General features: G+C 75.4%; 18 protein-coding genes. 7 read left to right on the top strand and 11 right to left on the bottom strand.

Translation table 11 applies throughout. The features are described 5' to 3' along the window. Positions 1-319: 319 nt before the first annotated feature. The 5 genes from HUT16_RS16865 to HUT16_RS16845 all read right to left on the bottom strand — a co-directional run bounded on the left by HUT16_RS16865 (position 320) and on the right by HUT16_RS16845 (position 5,715). The gene (locus HUT16_RS16865) at positions 320-2,032 is read right to left on the bottom strand and encodes a proline--tRNA ligase (protein ID WP_176188986.1); all 1,713 of its coding nucleotides are present in this window, start codon (positions 2,030-2,032) and stop codon (positions 320-322) included. A 138-nt stretch (positions 2,033-2,170) separates the two neighbouring features. After that, positions 2,171-2,827 (bottom strand): hypothetical protein, encoded by a 657-nt coding sequence (locus tag HUT16_RS16860; protein ID WP_176188985.1) that lies wholly within the window; start codon positions 2,825-2,827, stop codon positions 2,171-2,173. A 172-nt stretch (positions 2,828-2,999) separates the two neighbouring features. After that, positions 3,000-3,509: a hypothetical protein gene (locus tag HUT16_RS16855; RefSeq protein ID WP_176188984.1), complete on the bottom strand. Its 510-nt coding sequence runs from the start codon at positions 3,507-3,509 to the stop codon at positions 3,000-3,002. Between the two features lie 103 nt (positions 3,510-3,612). Continuing rightward, complete coding sequence (locus tag HUT16_RS16850) at positions 3,613-5,151, bottom strand: LCP family protein (protein WP_176188983.1); 1,539 nt, start codon at positions 5,149-5,151, stop codon at positions 3,613-3,615. A gap of 336 nt (positions 5,152-5,487) precedes the next feature. Continuing rightward, positions 5,488-5,715, bottom strand: coding sequence for a hypothetical protein (locus tag HUT16_RS16845; protein WP_030457509.1), 228 nt, complete (start codon positions 5,713-5,715; stop codon positions 5,488-5,490). A 161-nt stretch (positions 5,716-5,876) separates the two neighbouring features. Between HUT16_RS16845 and HUT16_RS16840 the strand changes: the two genes are divergently transcribed. Next, positions 5,877-7,079 carry an ROK family transcriptional regulator gene (locus HUT16_RS16840; RefSeq protein WP_176188982.1) on the top strand — a complete coding sequence of 401 codons (1,203 nt, stop codon included), beginning with the start codon at positions 5,877-5,879 and terminating at the stop codon, positions 7,077-7,079. 69 nt (positions 7,080-7,148) lie between these two features. Here the strand turns inward: HUT16_RS16840 and HUT16_RS16835 are convergent, their stop codons facing one another. The 3 genes from HUT16_RS16835 to HUT16_RS16825 form a co-directional block, all read right to left on the bottom strand. Next, positions 7,149-8,390 carry an RNA polymerase sigma factor gene (locus HUT16_RS16835; protein ID WP_176188981.1) on the bottom strand — a complete coding sequence of 414 codons (1,242 nt, stop codon included), beginning with the start codon at positions 8,388-8,390 and terminating at the stop codon, positions 7,149-7,151. After that, the gene (locus HUT16_RS16830; protein WP_176188980.1) at positions 8,387-8,740 is read right to left on the bottom strand and encodes a YciI family protein; all 354 of its coding nucleotides are present in this window, start codon (positions 8,738-8,740) and stop codon (positions 8,387-8,389) included. The genes HUT16_RS16835 and HUT16_RS16830 overlap by 4 nt, the downstream gene beginning before the upstream one ends. 188 nt (positions 8,741-8,928) lie before the next feature. Further along, positions 8,929-9,729, bottom strand: coding sequence for a GNAT family N-acetyltransferase (locus HUT16_RS16825; protein ID WP_176188979.1), 801 nt, complete (start codon positions 9,727-9,729; stop codon positions 8,929-8,931). An 83-nt stretch (positions 9,730-9,812) separates the two neighbouring features. Between HUT16_RS16825 and HUT16_RS16820 the strand changes: the two genes are divergently transcribed. From HUT16_RS16820 to HUT16_RS16795, 6 genes are all read left to right on the top strand, one after another. Next, entirely contained in the window at positions 9,813-10,229 is a 417-nt protein-coding gene (locus tag HUT16_RS16820; RefSeq protein WP_176188978.1) for a MerR family transcriptional regulator, read from the top strand. 22 nt (positions 10,230-10,251) lie between these two features. Next, positions 10,252-10,575 carry a thioredoxin gene (gene trxA / locus HUT16_RS16815; protein ID WP_303392080.1) on the top strand — a complete coding sequence of 108 codons (324 nt, stop codon included), beginning with the start codon at positions 10,252-10,254 and terminating at the stop codon, positions 10,573-10,575. 105 nt (positions 10,576-10,680) lie between these two features. Continuing rightward, positions 10,681-11,766 carry a hypothetical protein gene (locus HUT16_RS16810; protein ID WP_176188976.1) on the top strand — a complete coding sequence of 362 codons (1,086 nt, stop codon included), beginning with the start codon at positions 10,681-10,683 and terminating at the stop codon, positions 11,764-11,766. A gap of 54 nt (positions 11,767-11,820) precedes the next feature. Further along, entirely contained in the window at positions 11,821-12,243 is a 423-nt protein-coding gene (locus tag HUT16_RS16805) for a MarR family winged helix-turn-helix transcriptional regulator (RefSeq protein WP_176188975.1), read from the top strand. Between the two features lie 42 nt (positions 12,244-12,285). Next, on the top strand, positions 12,286-12,702 hold the full coding sequence (locus HUT16_RS16800; protein WP_176192709.1) for a PPOX class F420-dependent oxidoreductase: 417 nt from the start codon (positions 12,286-12,288) through the stop codon (positions 12,700-12,702). 81 nt (positions 12,703-12,783) lie between these two features. Continuing rightward, entirely contained in the window at positions 12,784-13,566 is a 783-nt protein-coding gene (locus HUT16_RS16795) for a MerR family transcriptional regulator (RefSeq protein WP_176188974.1), read from the top strand. Between the two features lie 7 nt (positions 13,567-13,573). On the opposite strand, the gene HUT16_RS16790 is transcribed toward HUT16_RS16795, so the two are convergent. From HUT16_RS16790 to HUT16_RS16780, 3 genes are all read right to left on the bottom strand, one after another. Continuing rightward, positions 13,574-14,590, bottom strand: a complete 1,017-nt coding sequence (locus tag HUT16_RS16790) for a helix-turn-helix domain-containing protein (protein ID WP_176188973.1) — start codon at positions 14,588-14,590, stop codon at positions 13,574-13,576. Positions 14,591-15,039: 449 nt separating this feature from the next. After that, positions 15,040-16,533, bottom strand: coding sequence for an aminopeptidase P family protein (locus HUT16_RS16785; RefSeq protein WP_176188972.1), 1,494 nt, complete (start codon positions 16,531-16,533; stop codon positions 15,040-15,042). A gap of 167 nt (positions 16,534-16,700) precedes the next feature. Next, positions 16,701-18,119: a PP2C family protein-serine/threonine phosphatase gene (locus HUT16_RS16780; protein ID WP_176188971.1), complete on the bottom strand. Its 1,419-nt coding sequence runs from the start codon at positions 18,117-18,119 to the stop codon at positions 16,701-16,703. Positions 18,120-18,123 lie beyond the last annotated feature (4 nt).

The following is an 18,123-nucleotide window of genomic DNA, read 5'->3' as shown; positions in this document are numbered from 1 at the left end:
CCGAGCCGCCCGAGCCTCCGGCCGGGCCGCTCCGGCCCGCGCACCGCCTCCCATCGGGGCTTCTACCACAGGGAGGCCGGACAGTGCGGTAGCGACGCGTCGGATCGGGGTTTTTCCGGCGAAATCCCGAGGAGTCGCTCGTCGGGGTGCTATGCCGGTCGCGGCGCCCGGAACTTCACGGGGCGCAACCCGCCGTTAAGGCGGGGACATCCGGCCCACCCGGCCCCCGCAGCACGCACACCGGGTCTGCACGGAATCCGCCCCCTGTGTGCGCCGCGTACGCGTCGGCCCCCGGGCGCCCGGAGGCCGACGCGCGCGCTCAGCCGACCGACCCGGCCAGCTCCGCCACCACCGCGTCGAGCGCCACCTCGCGGACGGCGCCGTCCGCCCGGGCGGTCAGCTCCACCACCCCGGCCGCCAGCGAACGCGCGCCGACGGTCAACCGCCGGGGCACGCCGATCAGTTCGGCGTCGGCGAACTTCACCCCGGGCCGCTCCGCCCGGTCGTCCAGCAGCACCCGCACGCCCGCCGCGCCCAGCTCCGCGTACAGCCGCTCGGCCGCCGCCGCCACCGTCCCGTCCCGGTCGGGCAGCACCGTCAGCACCACGTCGAACGGGGCGACCGCGGCGGGCCAGCGGATGCCGCGCTCGTCGTGGTGCGCCTCCACCAGGGCGGCCAGCACCCGCTCCACGCCGATGCCGTAACTGCCCATCAGCGGCACCACCCGCTCGCCGCCGGGCCCGGAGACCGCCACGTCCAGCGCCTCGGTGTAGCGGCGGCCGAGCTGGAAGATGTGCCCGACCTCGATGGTGCGCAGCACCTCCAGGGCCGACCCGCACTCCGTGCAGGCCTCGCCCGCCGCGACCTCCCGCAGGTCCGCCCAGCGGCCGACCCCGGCGTCCCGCCCGACCGACACCCCGCGCAGGTGGAAGCCGTCCCGGTTGGCGCCGCAGGTCAGGCCGGTGCGGCCGCGCAGCGCCTCGTCCGCGACCACGGGCAGGCCGTGGCCGCCCAGCGGGCCGAGGCTGCCGGGGGAGGCGCCGAGCGCCGCGGTGATCTCCTCGGCGGTGGCGGCCCGGGTCGCCGAGGCGCCCAGTGCGTCCAGCAGCTTCTGCTCGACCAGGGCGTGGTCGCCGCGCAGCAGCACCAGCGTCAGCACCCCGTCGACCACCTGCACCAGCGTCTTCAGCTGCCGCTCGGGCGCGACGCCGTGCCGCTCCGCCAGCTCCTCGATGGTGCGCGCCGCGGGCGTTGCGAACTCCTCGGGCCGGTCGGCGCCGGGCCGGTCGGCGTCCGTCGGGTCGACGACGGCGGGCAGCGCGGACAGCGCCTTCTCGGTGTTCGCCGCGTACCCGCAGCCCGGGCAGCGCACCACCAGGTCCTCGCCCGCCGCCGAGGGGCTCATGAACTCCACCGAGGCGCTGCCGCCCATGCTGCCGCTGGAGGCCCGCACCCCGAACGCGGGCAGCCCGAGCCGCTCGAAGATCCGCAGGTAGGCCCGCCGGTGCGCCTCGAAGGAGCGCTCCAGGCCGGCCTCGTCGAGGTCGAAGCTGTACGAGTCCTTCATGGTGAACTCGCGCACCCGCAGCAGGCCCGAGCGGGGCCGAGCCTCGTCCCGGAACTTGGTCTGGAACTGGTACCAGACCTGGGGCAGCTGCCGGTACGAGCGCAACTCCCCGGCGAGGTGCGCGAACACCTCCTCGTGGGTCATCCCGAGGGCCTGCTCGGCGCCCTTGCGGTCGGTCAGGCGGAACATCTCCTCGCCCATCGACTCCCAGCGCCCGGTGCGCCGCCACAGCTCGGCCGGGTGCAGCGCGGGCAGCAGGAACTCCTGCGCCCCGATCCGCTCCATCTCCTCGCGCACCACCGCGACGATCCGGGCCCGGACCCGGGCCGCCAGCGGCAGCAGCGAGTAGTGGCCCGCCGCCAACTGCCGCACGTACCCGGCGCGGACCAGCAGGCGGTGGCTGGCGGCGTCGGCGTCGGCCGGGTCCTCCCGCAGGGTGGGTACGTACAACTGCGACCAGCGCATCGGGACACCGTCCTCTCGGCCCGCGGAAAATGAGTTCGGATTCTAACCGTTACCCGGATTCGGGCGCTCCGAATAATTCCGCGCCGCCGCGGGCCGGGGGCGGCGCACCGCCCCCGGCCGGGCCGGACCGCCGCCGCCTCAGTCGGTCGCCGGGCCGCTCGCCCCGCCGGCCGGAGTGCGCGGGGCGTGCTGGAGGTTCGGGGCCAGGCAGAGGCTGAAGCTCTTCTTCCGGCTCCACTGCGCGTACTGGGTGGTGTAGCCCGCCACGTCGTCGCAGGCCGAGTGGTCGCTGCTCTGCTTCACCGCGAGCACCTTGTACGCGGCCTTGGCGTCGGTGCACGGCACGATGGCGAGGATCGGCTTGGTGGCGGTGCCGCCGGACTTGTACAGGCACTGGCCGGGCTGGGCGATGCCCGCGTCGTCCTGCGGGCCGAACAGCCAGTAGGCGCCCATCGCGATCGCGCCGAGGCCGACCCCGACCACGGTCAGGACCTGCCGGGGCCGCCAGCGCGGCACGGTGCGGGCGCCGTAGCCGCCGGGGGGCGCGTACACGACCGGCCCGCCGGGCGCGGGCGGCGGGGGGTACTGACCCGGCGGCGGGTAGGCACCCGGCGGCGGCGGAGCGTACTGACCCGGCGGGTACGCGCCCTGCTGGGGGTAAGCGCCCTGCGCCGGGTACGGGCCCTGCGCCGGGTACGGGCCCTGCGGCGGCGGGTGGCCCCCGGCCGGCGGGTACGGCCCGGGCGGGGGGTACTGGCCCGGCGGCGGGTACGGGCCCGGCTGGGGTGTGCTCACGGATTCTTCCTTCGCGGCGGGAAAGGCGTAACAGGCCGACGAAGCGTAGCCAGGCGGCCGGGAAGGAATGGGGCGAACGCCGGGGAATCATTGCCTTTTCTTTGCCGGGAAATCGGCGTGAATCCGGCATTTGGCCACGAATGGCCCGGCCATTTCGGAACGCCCCCGGTGGTTATTGCCCTTTTCGTGCCGCCCGAACCCCCCGGCGCCCGGGCGTTCCTGACGGGCACTCCGTTCCCGACCGGCCGTCAGGCCGCTGTTCGGGCACCGCCGTCCGGTCCGGTCCGGACGGCGGGTCGCCGCGCCGCCAGACGGCGGTCAGCAGCAGGCCGAGCAGCCCGGCCAGCGCGCAGGCCACCGCGACGGCGACGGTGGTCCAGGCGGCGGTGCGCAGCGGCGCGGTGAGCCCGGTGTGCGGGCGGGACAGGCCGAGGACGGCGCCGAGCAGGAAGAACGCGGCGGCGGCGCTGCCGCTGACGACCGGCACCACCAGGGCCAGCGCGCCCAGCCAGCCGGTCAGCCGCTCGCCCGGGACGGTGCTCCGGGCGGGCGGGCCGGGCTCGGCGTCCCGCAGCCGGGCGGCCGGGGCGGTGCCGTCGGCCGGGGCGGTGCCGTCGGCCGGGGCGGGCCCGAAGTCGTCCCGGTCCTGCCGGGCGGGGCCGTCGCCGGTGTGCCGGTCCATCGCCGTTGTCCCCCCGTGAGTGGTGGTGTGCTCGTGCGGGCGCGTACGGGTGCGGTTCGGCCGGAGGCCCGTGGGCCCCGGCCGCGGGTCTCGGTCGCGAGTCTCAGCCGTAGGTCAGGTCGGCGCAGGCGTCGTCGTCGGCGGAGCGGGCCTGGCTGACGCTGGTGGGCAGCGGGCCGGTGGGCACCGGCGGGGCGGCGGTGGTGCCGCCGTCGGCGGCGTAGTCGGCGCCCAGGGTGAGCGCGATCCCGGCCCGGCCGCCGGCCTCCAGGACGGCGCCGGGGAACAGCGCGGCGACCTTCTCGGCCTGGGCCCTCTCGCCGGGCCCGTACTCGACCAGGGTGCTGCGGTGGGTGCGGGAGGCGGCGTTGGCCCGGCCGGTGACGGTGAAGCCGGAGCCCTCCAGCGCCTCGGCGGCCCGGGTGGTCAGCCCGGGGGTGTCGGTGCCGTTGTAGACGGCGACCCTGACACCGGTGCCGTCGGTCCTCGGCGTCCCGGCGGAGGCGGCGCCGGACGCGGCGGGGCCCGGCTCGGCGGAGGCGGAGTCGGTGCCGGCGGCGGGCGGCGCGGAGCCGTCCTGCCCGTCCAGGGTGCGGTCGCTGCGGAGCGCGGCCCACAGCTGGTCGGCGTCGGGGTGCACCAGGGCGACGCGTTCGCCCTGGTAGCGCCAGGGCACGGTGAGGAACTTGATGTCGTGCAGGTCGACGTCCTTGAGCGACATGGCGAAGTCGATCAGCTTCGCGGCCGAGCCCAGGCCCTGGTCCACGGTGAGCGCCTTGGTGGCGGCGTCGGCCAGCGGCAGCAGCGTGGTGGGGTCCATGCCCTGCGACTTGACCTGCTTGATCAGCGAGGACAGGAAGGCCTGCTGGCGCTTGGTGCGGCCGATGTCGGAGCCGTCGCCGAGACCGTGCCGGATGCGGACGTAGTCGAGCGCGGCCTGGCCGGAGATGGTCTGGTGGCCCTGCTTGAACAACTCCTTGCCCTTGTGGCCGAGGTTGGGGTCGAGGTCGCCCTCGTAGACGGCCTTGGGCAGGCAGACGTCGACGCCGCCGACCGCCTTGGTCATGTCGGCGAAGCCCTGGAAGTTGACCACCATGGTGTGGTCGACCCGCAGCCCGGTGAGCTTCTCCACGGTGTTCTGGGTGCAGGCCGGGTTGCCCTGCTCGGTGTCGCCGACCGAGAAGGCGCTGTTGAACATGGCGCTGGGCTGGTCCTTGGTCCAAGTCTTGTTCGGCAGCATGCAGGGCGGGATCTCGACCAGCGAGTCGCGCGGGATGGACACCCCGACGGCGTGCTTGTGGTCGGCGTAGACGTGCAGCAGGATCGCGGTGTCCGAGCGGGCGCCGCCGTCCTCGCCGCCGCCGAGGTCCTTGTTGGCGCCGTCGCGCGAGTCGGACCCGATCAGCAGCAGGTTGACGGGGGTGCGGCCCTGGGCGTCGGCGCTCCCGGCGGCGGGCCGGTCCTTGCTGACGCCGTCCTCGTCGAAGGTGCTCAGGTTGCCGTTCAGCCGGTAGTAGACCAGGCCGCCGGCCAGGACGGCCAGCGAGACGGTGCCCGCGGTGGCCCACAGGGCTATCCGCCGCGCCCGGTGGCCGCGGTTCCGTGCGCCGCCGCGACCGCCCTTCGCCCTGCGTGCGGACATGACGCCCCCTCACCCGTTGCCGTCGGCCGAACTTCTACATGGCTGTAGAAGTCGAGCGAAGCATACAAACCCGGTCGGGTGAAGTCACACCCGTGCCGCACCGGGCCCGATCGGGCGGGTGCGGGCGGAGGGGACGGGGCCCGGGTGCGGCGGTCGACGCGTCGGCGGGCGGGCCGGAAGTCGACGGGCTGAAGTCGGCGGGCCGGAAGTCGGCGGGCCGGAAGTCGGCGGGCCGGAAGTCGGTGCGGCGGGCGGATAGGGGTGCGGCGGGCGGATGCGGGCGGGGCGGGCGCCCCGGAACGGCGGATCCCCCGTCGGCTGCGGCCGGGCGGGGGATCAGTGGGTGCGGAGCAGTCCCAGGTGCACCACGGTGACCTGGGCGAGGTCCAGGTCGGCGTCGCGGCGGTGCCTGCGGGCCTCGGCCGACTCGGCGCGCTCGATCGCCTCGCGGCGGGCGTCCTCCTCGGCGGCGGCGTCCACGATGAACAGGTGGCGGCCGGAGCGGATCTCGTTGGCGTGCGGAATCTCGACGCACCAGCGATGACGGCTCTGGGTGGCGTTCATCGGCCTTCCTCTCCCGGCGCGTCCCGCGTACCGGCACATGAGGTACTCCTGCTGACCTAGACCATAGGTATAGGCCAATTCGTCCGTCAAGAGGACGAGCAGGCTGTCAAATAATCCTTTCAACGGTGAAAAGGGGCGGCAGGTCCGCTACCGTTCCGTGCATGACAGCCCCCGCCACCCAGGCCCCCTCGGCCCGCCGCCTGCGCACCCGGGCCACCCTGCTCGCCGTCCTGGGCGAGCACGGCACCCTGAGCCGGGCCGAGATCAGCCGGCTGACCGGGCTCTCCCGCTCCGCCGTCAGCAGCGCGGTCACCGACCTGCTCGACGAGGGCCTCGTCAGCGAGACCACCGCCTCCCCCGCCGCCGACGGCCCCCTCCGCCCGACCGGACGCGGCCGCCGCGCCGCCGCCGTCACCCTGCGCCGGGCCCACGCCCTGGTGCTCGCCTTCGACTTCGGCCACACCCACCTCACCGCCGCCGTCGCCGACACCACCGGCGCCGTCCTCGGCGAGGCCACCGCCCACCTGGACGTCGACAACCACCCGCGCGAGGTCCTCGACGCCGCCCGCACCCTCGCCGGCCGGGCCCTCGACGCCGCCGGGCACCGCCTCGACGAGATCACCGCCATCGCCGCCGGCATCCCCGGCGCCCTCGACACCCGCACCAACGTGGTCCGCGCCCCCTCCACCCTCTCCCAGTGGATCGGCATGGACCCCGCCGCCGAACTCGGCCGGGTCTTCGACCGCCCCGTCGCCGTCGGCAACGACGCCGAGATGGGCGCCCGCGGCGAACGCGCCTACGGCACCGGCCACGCCGTCAACGACCTCGTCTACGTCAAGGCGTCCACCGGCATCGGCGCCGGCCTCCTGCTCGACGGGCGCATCTACCGCGGCGCCAGCGGCATCTCCGGCGAGATCGGCCACATCCAGCTCCCCGACACCGGCACCTGGTGCCGCTGCGGCAACCGCGGCTGCCTGGAGTCCGTCGCCTCCATCGTCGAGGTCCGCCGCCGCCTGGTGCACGTCCTCGCGCCCGGCGCCCGCCCCGGCGAGGCCGTCGACCTCCCGCCGCTCGACCAGCTCGCCGACGTCCCCGCCGCCGCCCGCGTCATCGGCGAGGCCGGTCGCACCATCGGCCGGGTCCTCGCCGACCTGGTCAACTGCCTCAACCCCGCCGCCATCATCATCGGCGGCGAACTCGGCCAGGCCGGCGCCCCCCTCGTCCACGGCATCCGCGAGTCCGTCGACCGCTACGCCCAGCCCGCCGTCGCCGAAGCGGTGGACATCCGCGCCACCCGCCTCGGCCTGCGCTCCGAGCTCTACGGTGCGATCGACGCGGCCGTGGCGGTCGCCGTCGGCCGCTGACCCCGGCCGGGCCCTCGTACCGGTGGCTGGGCCCTCGTACCGGTGGCCGGGCCGTCGCGCCGGTGGCCCTCAGGGCAGCTGCCGGGCCCGCTCCGTGAGGTAGCGGCGTTCCGGGAGGCTGGGGGCCAGGGCCGCCGCGCGGCGGAAGGACTCGGCGGCGGCCGCGGCGCGCCCGGCCCGGGCGAGCAGTTCGGCGCGGACCGCGTGGTAGCGGTGGTGGCGGGACAACTCGCCCTCCAGGGCGTCGAGTTCCTCCAGCGCGGGCCCGGGGCCGCGGACCTCGGCCAGCGCGACCACCCGGCTCAGCGCGGGCATCGGGCCGGGGGCCACCCGCAGCAGCAGGTCGTACAGGGCCAGGATCTGCGGCCAGTCGGTCGCCGCCACGTCCGGCGCCTCGTCGTGCAGGGCCGCGATCGCCGCCTGCAACTGGTACGGCCCGACCCGGCCGGCCGGGAGGGCGCGTTCGACCAGTGCGGTGCCCTCCGCGATCGCCGCCGCGTCCCAGCGGCCGCGGTCCTGCTCCGGCAGCGGCACCAGCTCGCCGTCCGGGCCGGTGCGGGCCGGGCGCCGGGCGTCGGTGAGCAGCATCAGCGCGAGCAGGCCCATCACCTCCGCGTCCCCGGGCAGCAGCCGGTGCAGCAGCCTGGTCAGCCGGATCGCCTCGTCGGAGAGCCGGGAGGTGGTCAGCTCGTCGCCCGCGGTGGAGGTGTAGCCCTCGTTGAAGACCAGGTACAGCACCTGCAGCACCTCGCGCAGCCGCCCGGCCTCCTCGTCCGGGCCGGGCAGCGCGAACGGCAGGCCCGAGGAGCGGATGGTCTGCTTGGCCCGGCCGATCCGCTGCGCCATGGTCGCCTCCGGCACCAGGAACGCCGCCGCGATCTGCGCGGTGCTCAGGCCGCCCACCGCGCGCAGCGTCAGCGCGACCCGGCTCGGCGCGGTCAGCGCCGGGTGGCAGCACAGGAACAGCAGCGCCAGCGAGTCGTCCCGGTCGGCGTCCGGCCCGGCGTCGGCCGGGCGGCCGAGCAGTTCGGACTGCGGGGTCGCCAGGAACAGCCGCTCCTCGCGCTCGCGCCGCGCCCGGTCGGCCCGGACCAGGTCGACCAGCCGGCGCGAGGCCACCGTCACCAGCCAGCCGCGCGGGTTCTCCGGGCGCCCCTCCCGCGGCCACTGCTCGGCGGCCGCGAGCAGCGCCTCCTGCACCGCGTCCTCGCAGGCGTCGAACGCGCCGGAGTGGCGGCGCAGCAGCGCGGCCAGGACCTGCGGCGCGAGTTCGCGCAGCAGGTCCTGGTCGGTGCGGGCCGGCAGGCTCACTTGGCCTCGTGCAGGATCGGCCACAGCTCGACCGGCTCGCGGTCGGCCCACGGCATGTCGGCGGCGATCTCCAGCGCCCGCTGCTCGCTGTCGACGTCGAGCAGGTAGAAGCTGGCCATGTACTCCTTGGTCTCCAGGTACGGGCCGTCGCTCACCACGGGCAGCCCGTCCTTGCGCCCCACCATCCGGCAGGTCGCGGCGTCGTTCAGGCCGTAGGCGCCGATCAGTTCGCCGCTCTCCTGGTAGCGCTTGTTGAAGGCGTCCTGCTGGGCGATCGCCTCGGTCCAGCCCTCGGCCGGCAGCGAGTCCCACTTCTCCTGGTTGCCGTAGGTCATCAGCAGGTACTTCACGTGGACCACTTCCTCGTCTGGTGCGTGCGGTGTCGTGCTTGCGTCCAGTGGTCGGAGCCGGGGGAGCGGTTCTCTACACGCCACCCCGCAGAATTCTCGGAAATTTTCCGGACGGTCGCCCACCGGCACGTCGACCCCGCCGCGCGCAGCGCCCCCGCTGCTGCGCACCGAGTGCGGCGCGATGCGGGTCAGCCGGCGGGCGGGGTCCAGACGTACGGGGTGGTGGTGGTCACGGCGTGCATGCCCAGGCGGCGCAGGACGGGGGCGCTGTCGGGGGAGGCGTCGACCTGGAGGTGGCGGATGCCGTGGTCGAGGGCCCAGCGGGCGCGGTGGGCGACCAGGGCGCGGTAGATGCCGCGGCCGCGCCAGGCGGCGAGGGTGGAGCCGCCCCAGAGGCCGCCGAACCCGGTGCCGGGGGTGCTGGTGAGCCAGGCGGCGGAGACCACCTCGGGGCGCGGGGCGTCGGTCTCGGCGACCAGGACCAGGAACCCGTCGGCGTCGCCCGCGCGGGAGGCGAGGTCGCCGGCCAGCCAGGACCAGTCCTCGTCCCAGACCTCGGTCTCCATCGCGGCGATCCGCCGCATGTCGGCGGGGTCGGTGACCCGGCGGATGGTGACGCCCTCGGGAGCGGGGGTGGGGGTGGCGAGTTCGGCGGCGAGGCCGATCAGGACGGTCTCGGCCTCCTCGCCGACGAAGCCGGCGGCGGTGAGCCGGGCCGGGAGGTCGGCGGGGAGGTCGTGGCCGCGGGTCTTCCACTCGACGGCCTCGCCCCGGGCGGCGAAGAACTCCCGCTGCCGGGCGATGAGTTCGTCGAGTTCGCGGTCGCGCAGGCCGAGGTCGGGGCGGGGCGAGGTGACGAAGCCGCGGAAGCCGCCGTACTTGCGCAGCAGCGGGCCGTCGCTGTCGTGCGTCTCGCCCTCGCCGGCGGTGCCGAGGCCGCGCATGTGCTCGTCGTAGGCCGCGAGCAGGGCCGTGGTCAGTTCGGTCATCAGGCGAGCGTAACGATCACCGCAAGGCGGCTTCCCGGCCCGGGGCTGGCGTTGACGCCGGGGTGAAGGTCTAGCGTCGTGGCATGCGGATCGGCGAGCTGGCACAGCGGGCGGGCACCACCACCAGGACGCTGCGGTACTACGAGTCGCGGGGGCTGCTGCCCGCGCGGCGCGGGGGCAACGGGTACCGGGCGTACGACGAGGAGGACCTGCGGCTGCTGCGGCAGATCAGGGTGCTGCAGGACTTCGGGTTCGGGCTGGAGGAGACCCGGCCGTTCGTGGAGTGCCTGCGGGCCGGTCATCCGGCGGGCGACTCGTGCCCGGCCTCGCTGGAGGTGTACCGGGCGAAGCTGGCCGAGCTGGACGCGATGGTGGCCCGGCTGAGCGAGGTCCGGGAGGTGCTGGCGGGCCAGCTGGCGCAGGCCGAGGCGGCCCGCGACGCGCTGGCCGGGTCCGGTTCCGACGAGCCGCGCTGCGAGCTGGTCCGCACCGAGGAGTGACGACGAGAGCGAGGAGGAGCCGATGGGCGGCGTGCGCAGTGTGACGGACCGGGACTTCGCGAGCGAGGTGCTGGCGGCCGAGGGGCCGGTGCTGGTGGAGTTCACCGCCGAGTGGTGCCCGCCGTGCCGGCAGCTGGCGCCGGTGCTGGCGGAACTGGCCGAGGAGCAGGCGGGGAAGCTGGCGGTGGTGGCGCTGGACGTGGACGCGAACCCGGAGACCCGGATCGCGTACGGGGTGCTGTCGATGCCGACGCTGATGGTGTTCAAGGGCGGCGAGCCGGTGCGGTCGATGGTGGGCGCGCGGGCGAAGAGCCGGCTGCTGCGGGAGCTCGACGACCTGCTGTAGGCGGGTGAGCCGTGCCACAGGGCGCGGCGGGGGGTGGCTGCGGGACAATCTCGCGTTGTAAAGTGCAACTAAATATTAGTTGTAGTTTCCAACCATGGAGTTGTGATGTCCTCGCTGTCCGCGGTGTCCCGCCCCGCCCTGCGGCACGTCCTCACCCACCTGGTCACACCGCTGCTGATGTGCCTCGGCATGGGGATCGCGTACCTCTCCGCCTTCCACGCCCCCGCCCCGCACCAGCTCCCGGTCGCCGTGGTCGGCCAGGGCCCGCAGGTCCAGGTGCTGGCGCAGACGCTCAAGGACAAGGCCGGTGACGGGCTGGACGTCACCACCGCGGCCGACACCGGCACCGCCCGGCAGCGGCTGCTCGACCGCGACCTGGTCGCCGCCTACGTGCCGGACGCCGACGCGCCGACCCTGCTGGTCGCCACCGCGCACTCGGAGACCTCGGCCAGCGCCGCCGAGAAGGTGTTCACCGAGGTCGCCGCCCGGCAGGGCAGGCCGCTGACCGTCCAGGAGCTCACCCCGCTGCCGGCCGGCGACCCGACCGGGCAGGGCCTGTTCTTCCTGCTGGTGGCGCTCAGCATCGGCTCCTACGGCTCGGTCGCGGTGCTCGGCGCGGCCGGTGCGGCACTGGCGATGCGGGTGCGGGCGCTGCTCGGCCTCGGCGTGGCCCTGGTGGTCAGCCTGTTCGGCCTCGCCCTGGCCGGGCCGGTGTTCCACCTGGTCGAGCACGGCCTGCTCGGCGTCTGGGCGATGAGCTGGCTGTACGCGGCGGGCATCATCGCGATCGGCACCGCCCTGCACACCTTCCTCGGCCGGTGGACCACGCTCACCATGATGGCGCTGTTCGTGATGCTCAACTTCACCAGCTCCGGCGGCATCTTCCAGCCCGAGCTGCAGAACGGCTTCTACGGCGCGCTGCACTCGTTCTGGAACGGCGCGGGCTTCCTGGAGGGCGTCCGCGACCACGTGTACTTCGGCGGCCGGGCCGGGCTCGGCGGCCACGTCGCCACCCTGTTCGGCTGGCTCGCGGCCGGCGCCGCGCTGCTGCTGCTGGCCGCCCGCACCGAACGGCGGCGGGCCCTGGCCGCGGCCCCCGCGCAGGCCGGGGAACAGCCCGCGGAGCAGCCCGTCGCGCAGGCCGGGGAGCGGGCCGGGGACGAGGAGATGGAGGAGGCGGTCGGCGTCTGAGTGCGGCTGCCCCTACCGTGGTCCGCAACACCGCACGACGAAGGAGCCACCGCCATGCCCGACCGCGACGCCGCGCTGGAGACCATCCAGCGGGAGCTGACCGCGTTCGCCCGCCGGGCCCGCCACAAGGCAGCCCAGCTGCACCCCGAGCTCTCGCTGGTCACGTACAGCATGCTCGACCTGGTGAAGGAGCGCGGGTCCTGCCGGGCCGCCGACCTGGCGTCGCACTTCATGCTCGACAAGTCCACCGTCAGCCGGCAGGTCGCCGCGCTGGAGCGGCTCGGGCTGCTGGGCCGGGTGGCCGACCCGGACGACCAGCGCGGACAGCTGCTGCACCTGACGGACGCCGGCGAGCAGCTGCTCGCGGAGGCGTACGAGCAGCGGCGGCGGGCCTTCACCGACCGCTTCACCTCCTGGGACGACGAGGACCTGGACCGGTTCGCCGCCTACCTGATCCGCTACGGCGAGTCCGAGTAGGCGGCCCGGGCGGGAGCCGGGAGGATGGCGGCCATGCCCACCATGACCGAGCCCGAGTGGCGCGCCTTCCTCTCCCACGGCACCCGCACCGGCAAGCTCGCCACCACCCGCGCCGACGGCCGTCCGCACCTCGCGCCCGTCTGGTTCCTGCTCGACGGCGACGACCTGGTGTTCAACACCGGGCGGGACACCGTCAAGGGCCGCACCCTGCGGCGCGACGGCCGGGCCGCGCTGTGCGTGGACGACGACCGGCCGCCGTTCGCGTTCGTGCTGGTCGAGGGCGTGGCCTCGGTCAGCGAGGAACCGGCCGAGGTCCGGCACTGGGCGGGCCGGATCGCCGCCCGCTACATGGGCGAGGACCGCGCCGAGGAGTACGCCGCCCGCAACGGCGTCCCGGGCGAGCTGCTGGTGCGGCTGCGGATGGACAAGGTGCTCGCGCAGGGCGGCGTCGCCGACTGAGGCCCGCCCGGCTCCCGCTTGACCCTCACGCCGCGTGAGGCTCCAGGCTGGTCGCAACAGCGGCGGGAAGGAGGGAACGCGATGGACGGCGAGGGCTACACGGTCGGACGGCTGGCGGCGATCGCCGGGGTCACGGTGCGCACCCTGCACCACTACGACCGGATCGGCCTGCTGTCGCCGGACGGCCGCACCCCGGCCGGCTACCGGTGCTACGGCGAGGCCGAGCTGGACCGGCTGCAGCAGATCCTGTTCTACCGCGAACTCGGCTTCCCGCTGGAGGAGATCGCGGCGATCCTGGACGACCGGACGGTCGGCCCGAGCGAGCACCTGCGCCGGCAGCGCGAGCTGATCGGCGACCGGATCCGCAAGCTGGAGGAACTCGCCGCGGCGGTCGAGCGAGCGATGGAGGCGAGGACCTTGGGGATCCAGTTGACCCCGGAGGAGAAGTTCGAGGTGTTCGGCGCGGACTACCAGGAGGACTGGGAGGACGAGGCCCGGCAGCGCTGGGGCGGGAGCGCCGCCTGGCAGCAGTCCCGGCAGCGGACCGCCCGCTACACCAAGGCGGACTGGGAGCGGATCAAGGCCGAGGCCGACGGCATCAACGACGCCCTGGTGGCGGCGTTCACCGCCGGATCGGCCCCGGGGAGCGAGCAGGCGATGGCGGTGGCCGAGCAGCACCGGCAGCACATCGGGCTGAACTTCTACGACTGCGGCCCGGCGATGCACCGCTGCCTCGGCGACATGTACCTCGCCGACCCGCGGTTCACCGAGACGTACGAGAAGCTCGCCCCGGGCCTGGCGCAGTGGCTGCGGGACGCGGTCCACGCCAACGCCGACCGGCTGGAGCGGGCGCGGGAGGACTGACGGCGGCTCAGGCCGCCCGGCCGAAGGTGCGCCGGTAGGCGGTCGGGGAGGTGCGCATGGTGCGGCCGAAGTGGTGGCGGAAGGTCGCCGCCGACTCGAAGCCCACCGCCGCGGCGATCTCCTCCACGCTGCCCTCCGGCGACTCCAGCAGCGGCAGGCTGGCCGCGATCCGCTGGATCGCCACCCACCGCATCGGGCTGACCCCGTTGCGGGCGGTGAAGTGCCGCAGGTACGAGCGGTCGGACATGCCGGCCGCCCGGGCCAGCAGCGGCACGGTCAGCGGCCGGGCGAGGTGGTCCAGCGCCCAGCGCATCGAGTCGGCCACCCCGTCCTCCGGCTCCTCCACCGGCCGCACCGCGGCCTGGACGAACTGGGCCTGGCCGCCGTCCCGGTGCGGCGGCACGACGAAGCGGCGGGCGACGGTGTTGGCGACCTTGGCGCCGTGGTCCTGCCGGACCAGGTGCAGGCACAGGTCGATGCCGGCGGCGCTGCCCGCGCTGGTCAGCACCTGCCCGTTGTCGACGTACAGCACGTCCGGGTCGACCCGGACGCCCGGGTAGCGGCGGTGCAGCTCCCCCGCGTACCGCCAGTGCGTGGTGGCGGGCAGGCCGTCCAGCAGCCCGGCGGCGGCCAGGGCGAAGGCGCCGGAGCAGATCGACACCACCCGGGCGCCGCGGGCGTGCGCGGTGCGCAGCGCGGCGACCACGGCGGGCGGCACGTCGCCGTACGGGTCGGGCACCCCGACCACCACGACGGTGTCGGCGGCGGCGAGTTCCTCCAGGCCGTGCCGGGGCGTCAGGGAGAACCCGCCGACCGCCTCCAGCGGGTGGCCGGGGCGCTCGGCGCACACCCGGACGTCGTACCAGGGGGCGGAGAGCAGCCCGGCGAGCTCGGGCCGGGCGAGGGCGAACACCTCGACCACCACGCCGAGTTCGAACGGGGCCATGCCTGCGAAGGCGTACACCGCGACGGTGTGCACCGGCGCCGGGCGCCTTCCGATGGTGACGGGTACGGGCTCGGCCATGTGGTGCTCCCCGGGGCGGCCGGTGGCGGTTTCGCGCCGAGTGTAGCCGTCCGGGCCGCCGGTCCGGCGCCGGTGGCGTCCGGAGCGGACGGGTGCGCACGGACGGTGGCGCAGGCTGACCGGACGGGGGCGGAGCGCGGCGGAAAACCTTTGGAACCGGGGGACAACCTCCCGGGAGGATGGAGCGTCACCAGGTCGGGGGGCGGTGCGGCCGCCCCTGTCCTCGACTGTCCTCGACTTTCCACCACCACGTCCGGAGAGCCTCAGATGCCCACGTCGTTCCGTGTCCGTTATGCGAAGAACATCCAGATCAGGGCGGCCCGTTCGGGCTGGGGCCGGCGCCACTGAGCGCGCCGGTGCCCTCCCGCGCCCCGTCCGCCCGCGACCGCGCGGGGCCCCACCGGCGGGGTTCTCCGGTGGGGCCCCGGCGCGGAGCGCGGGTCAGCGGGTCAGGCGGACAGCCCGGCCATCCAGGACTCGACCTCGTCGGCCTGCCGGGGCAGGGCCGCGGAGAGGTTCTCGTTGCCGTCGGCGGTGACCAGGATGTCGTCCTCGATCCGCACGCCGATGCCGCGGTACTCCTCGGGGACGGTCAGGTCGTCGGCCTGGAAGTACAGGCCGGGCTCGACGGTCAGCACCACGCCCGGCTCCAGCAGCGCGTCCACGTACTCCTCGCGGCGGGCGTGCGCGCAGTCGTGCACGTCGAGGCCGAGCATGTGGCCGGTGCCGTGCAGCGTCCAGCGGCGCTGCAGGCCGAGCTCCAGGACCTTCTCCAGGTCGTACACCGAGGCGTCGATCAGGCCCCACTCCAGCAGGCGCGCGGCGAGCACCCGCTGCGCGGCGTCGTGGAAGTCGCGGAAGCGGCCGCCCGGCCGCACCGCGGCGATGCCGGCCTCCTGGGCGTCGTACACCGCGTCGTAGATCTTGCGCTGGAGCGGGGAGAAGGTGCCGTTGACCGGCAGGGTGCGGGTGACGTCGGCGGTGTAGAGGGTGTGCGTCTCCACGCCCGCGTCCAGCAGCAGCAGTTCGCCGGGGCGGACGTCGCCGTCGTTGCGCACCCAGTGCAGGGTGGTGGCGTGCGGGCCGGCCGCGGCGATGGTGCCGTAGCCGACGTCGTTGCCCTCGACCCGGGCGCGGCGCCAGAAGGTGCCCTCGATCCAGCGCTCGGAGGTGGCGACGGCCCGGTCCAGCTCGCGCACCACGTCGGTGAAGCCGAGCACGGTGGCGTCGCAGGCGGCGCGCAGCTCGCCGATCTCCCACTCGTCCTTGACCCGGCGCAGCCCGGACAGGAACACCGTCAGCTCGTCGTCCTTCTCCGGGTCGAGCTGCTCGGCGAGGGCGGCCTCCAGGCCGGCGTCGTAGCCGCGCACGATCCGGGTCGGCACGGTGGCGGCGGCCAGCTCCTCGGCGGCCTTGCGGACGTCGCGCACCGGCAGGCCGTACAGCTGCTCGGACTCGGCCAGCGAGTGCCGGCGGCCCACCCACAGCTCGCCCTGGCCGCTGAGCCAGAACTCGCCGTTCTCCCGGTCGGAGCGCGGCAGCAGGTACAGCGCGAACGCGTGGCCGCCGTCGACCGGCTCGCCGACCAGGACGGCGTCCTCGGTGCGGTTGCCGGTCAGGTGGACGTACTCGCTGGCGGCGCGGAAGGCGTACTCGGTGTCGTTGGCCCGGGTGCGCAGGTTGCCCGCGGGCACGACCAGGCGCTCGCCGGGGAACGCGGCGGACAGCGCGGCACGGCGCGCGGCCGCGTACGGGGCCTGGACGTCGGGCTGCAGGCCGTGCAGCTCGGTGTCGGCCCAGCCGGTGCGCATGGACGCGGCGAGCTCGTCGGAGACGCCGTCGTACAGGCCGTTCTTGCGGCTCTTGACCGGTTTCTCGGCCTCCTCGCCCTGGGCGGAACCCTCGGGGTTCTCGGACACCGCCGGGCTGCGGTCCTCGGTCACTACGTCGCCTCCTCGCGCGCGCTACCGCCCGCCCGTCCCCGGATCGCGGGGCGGCGGGCGGATGTCGCCCCCATGGTACGTAGGGCCGTTCGAACGGAGGAAGGGCGTCCGTCGTCCGGTGGGCCCGGGCGCCGGGCCGGGCGTCCGGCCCGGGGCAGGCTCCGGGCTCACTCGAAGCGGACGGCCAGCAGCACCAGGTCGTCCACCCCGGGCTCGCCGCCGCCGGCCTGTTCCAGCAGGTGGGCGCAGAGCCGGTCCGGGTCGATCCGGACGTCCCGCGGGGCGTCGGCGGCGGCCCGGCGCAGCGCGCTCTGCCCGGCGTGCAGGTTCGGGGCGAAGCGGCGGGCCAGGCCCTCGGTGTACAGCACCAGCACGTCGCCGCGCTCCGCGGTGAGCTCCACCCCGGGGGCCTCCCAGCAGCTGAGCATGCCCAGCGGCGCGGACAGCGAGGTCTCCACGAAGTTCGCGCCGTAGCGGGTGAGCAGCACCGGCGGGCAGTTGGCCGCGCCGGCCAGCGCGATCCGGCGCTCCGCCGGGTCGACGCAGGCGTAGACGGCGGTGGCGGAGCGGGTCGGCTCGGTGGTCTTCAGCAGCAGTTCGAGGTCGCCGAGCACCGAGACCGGGTCCTCGCCCTCCAGCACCGCGTAGGCGCGCAGCGCGGCCCGCACCCGGCCCATCGCGGCGGCGGCGCCCACGCCCGAGCCGGGCCCGGCGCCCGGGCCGCCGCCGAGCACGCTGCCGACGGTCAGGCCCACGGTGTCGTCGGGCAGCGCGATCGCGTCGTACCAGTCGCTGCCGGCGGCCCGCTCCAGCCCGGCGGGCACGCAGCGCACGGCGACCTTCAGGTCGGCCCGGGCGGGCAGGTGGTCGGGCAGCAGCGAGCGGCGCAGCGCCTCGGCGGCGCGCACCGCCCGGTCCGCCGCCAGCTGGCGGGCCAGCAGCGGGGCGGCGAACTCGCAGTAGCGGCGCACCAGGTGCTCGCGGCGCTCGTCCGGGCTGCCCGGCTCGTCGTAGAACCAGGCGGCGGCGCCGAGCGGGCCCTCGGGGCCGCCGGACAGCGGCAGCGCGTAGCAGGCGCCGAGGCCGAGCTGCTCGGCGACCTCGCGGAAGCGGGGGCCGACGGCCGGGTCGGTGGCCAGGTCGGCGATCAGCAGCCGGCCCCCGGGGCCGGGGCGGCCGAGCAGCCCGGCGAACGGGCCGTGCTCGATCGGGACGGTCTCCAGCGTGCCGAGCGTCGCCCGGTCCAGGCCGAGCCCGACCGGGCGGGCCGGCTGGCGGTCCGGCCCCGGGGGCAGCGTCACCACCAGGCCGCGGCGGGCGCCGAGCAGGGCCGCGCCGGAGTCCAGCAGCGCGTCCAGGGTGCCGGCCAGGCCGTCGGCCCGGGCCAGCAGCTCCAGGTGCTCCTGCAGGCTGGTGAAATCGGACAGCCATCCGGCCAAACGGTCCTGCAGGTCGGCCGCGGGCACCTCGCCCAGCACCGGCAGCAGATCGGGCAGCGGCTCCGGCGGCACCGGAGCGGCGGCCGGGGCGGGCGTCAGCGCCGTGGCCGCGGACGCGGAGGACGCCAACGGGTGGACGTCGGTCATGTCG

It is taken from the genome of Kitasatospora sp. NA04385 (assembly GCF_013364235.1).
GTDB lineage: Bacteria > Actinomycetota > Actinomycetes > Streptomycetales > Streptomycetaceae > Kitasatospora.
This window is presented reverse-complemented; position numbering and strand designations above follow the sequence as displayed.

Excerpts from the sequence above, each read along its gene's own strand:
- HUT16_RS16865 (WP_176188986.1), bottom strand. The coding sequence starts at position 2,032 with ATGCGCTGGTCGCAGTTGTACGTACCCACCCTGCGGGAGGACCCGGCC.
- HUT16_RS16855 (WP_176188984.1), bottom strand. The coding sequence starts at position 3,509 with ATGGACCGGCACACCGGCGACGGCCCCGCCCGGCAGGACCGGGACGAC.
- HUT16_RS16850 (WP_176188983.1), bottom strand. The coding sequence starts at position 5,151 with ATGTCCGCACGCAGGGCGAAGGGCGGTCGCGGCGGCGCACGGAACCGC.
- HUT16_RS16845 (WP_030457509.1), bottom strand. The coding sequence starts at position 5,715 with ATGAACGCCACCCAGAGCCGTCATCGCTGGTGCGTCGAGATTCCGCAC.
- HUT16_RS16840 (WP_176188982.1), top strand. The coding sequence starts at position 5,877 with ATGACAGCCCCCGCCACCCAGGCCCCCTCGGCCCGCCGCCTGCGCACC.
- HUT16_RS16825 (WP_176188979.1), bottom strand. The coding sequence starts at position 9,729 with ATGACCGAACTGACCACGGCCCTGCTCGCGGCCTACGACGAGCACATG.
- HUT16_RS16820 (WP_176188978.1), top strand. The coding sequence starts at position 9,813 with ATGCGGATCGGCGAGCTGGCACAGCGGGCGGGCACCACCACCAGGACG.
- trxA (WP_303392080.1), top strand. The coding sequence starts at position 10,252 with ATGGGCGGCGTGCGCAGTGTGACGGACCGGGACTTCGCGAGCGAGGTG.
- HUT16_RS16810 (WP_176188976.1), top strand. The coding sequence starts at position 10,681 with ATGTCCTCGCTGTCCGCGGTGTCCCGCCCCGCCCTGCGGCACGTCCTC.
- HUT16_RS16805 (WP_176188975.1), top strand. The coding sequence starts at position 11,821 with ATGCCCGACCGCGACGCCGCGCTGGAGACCATCCAGCGGGAGCTGACC.
- HUT16_RS16800 (WP_176192709.1), top strand. The coding sequence starts at position 12,286 with ATGACCGAGCCCGAGTGGCGCGCCTTCCTCTCCCACGGCACCCGCACC.
- HUT16_RS16795 (WP_176188974.1), top strand. The coding sequence starts at position 12,784 with ATGGACGGCGAGGGCTACACGGTCGGACGGCTGGCGGCGATCGCCGGG.
- HUT16_RS16790 (WP_176188973.1), bottom strand. The coding sequence starts at position 14,590 with ATGGCCGAGCCCGTACCCGTCACCATCGGAAGGCGCCCGGCGCCGGTG.
- HUT16_RS16780 (WP_176188971.1), bottom strand. The coding sequence starts at position 18,119 with ATGACCGACGTCCACCCGTTGGCGTCCTCCGCGTCCGCGGCCACGGCG.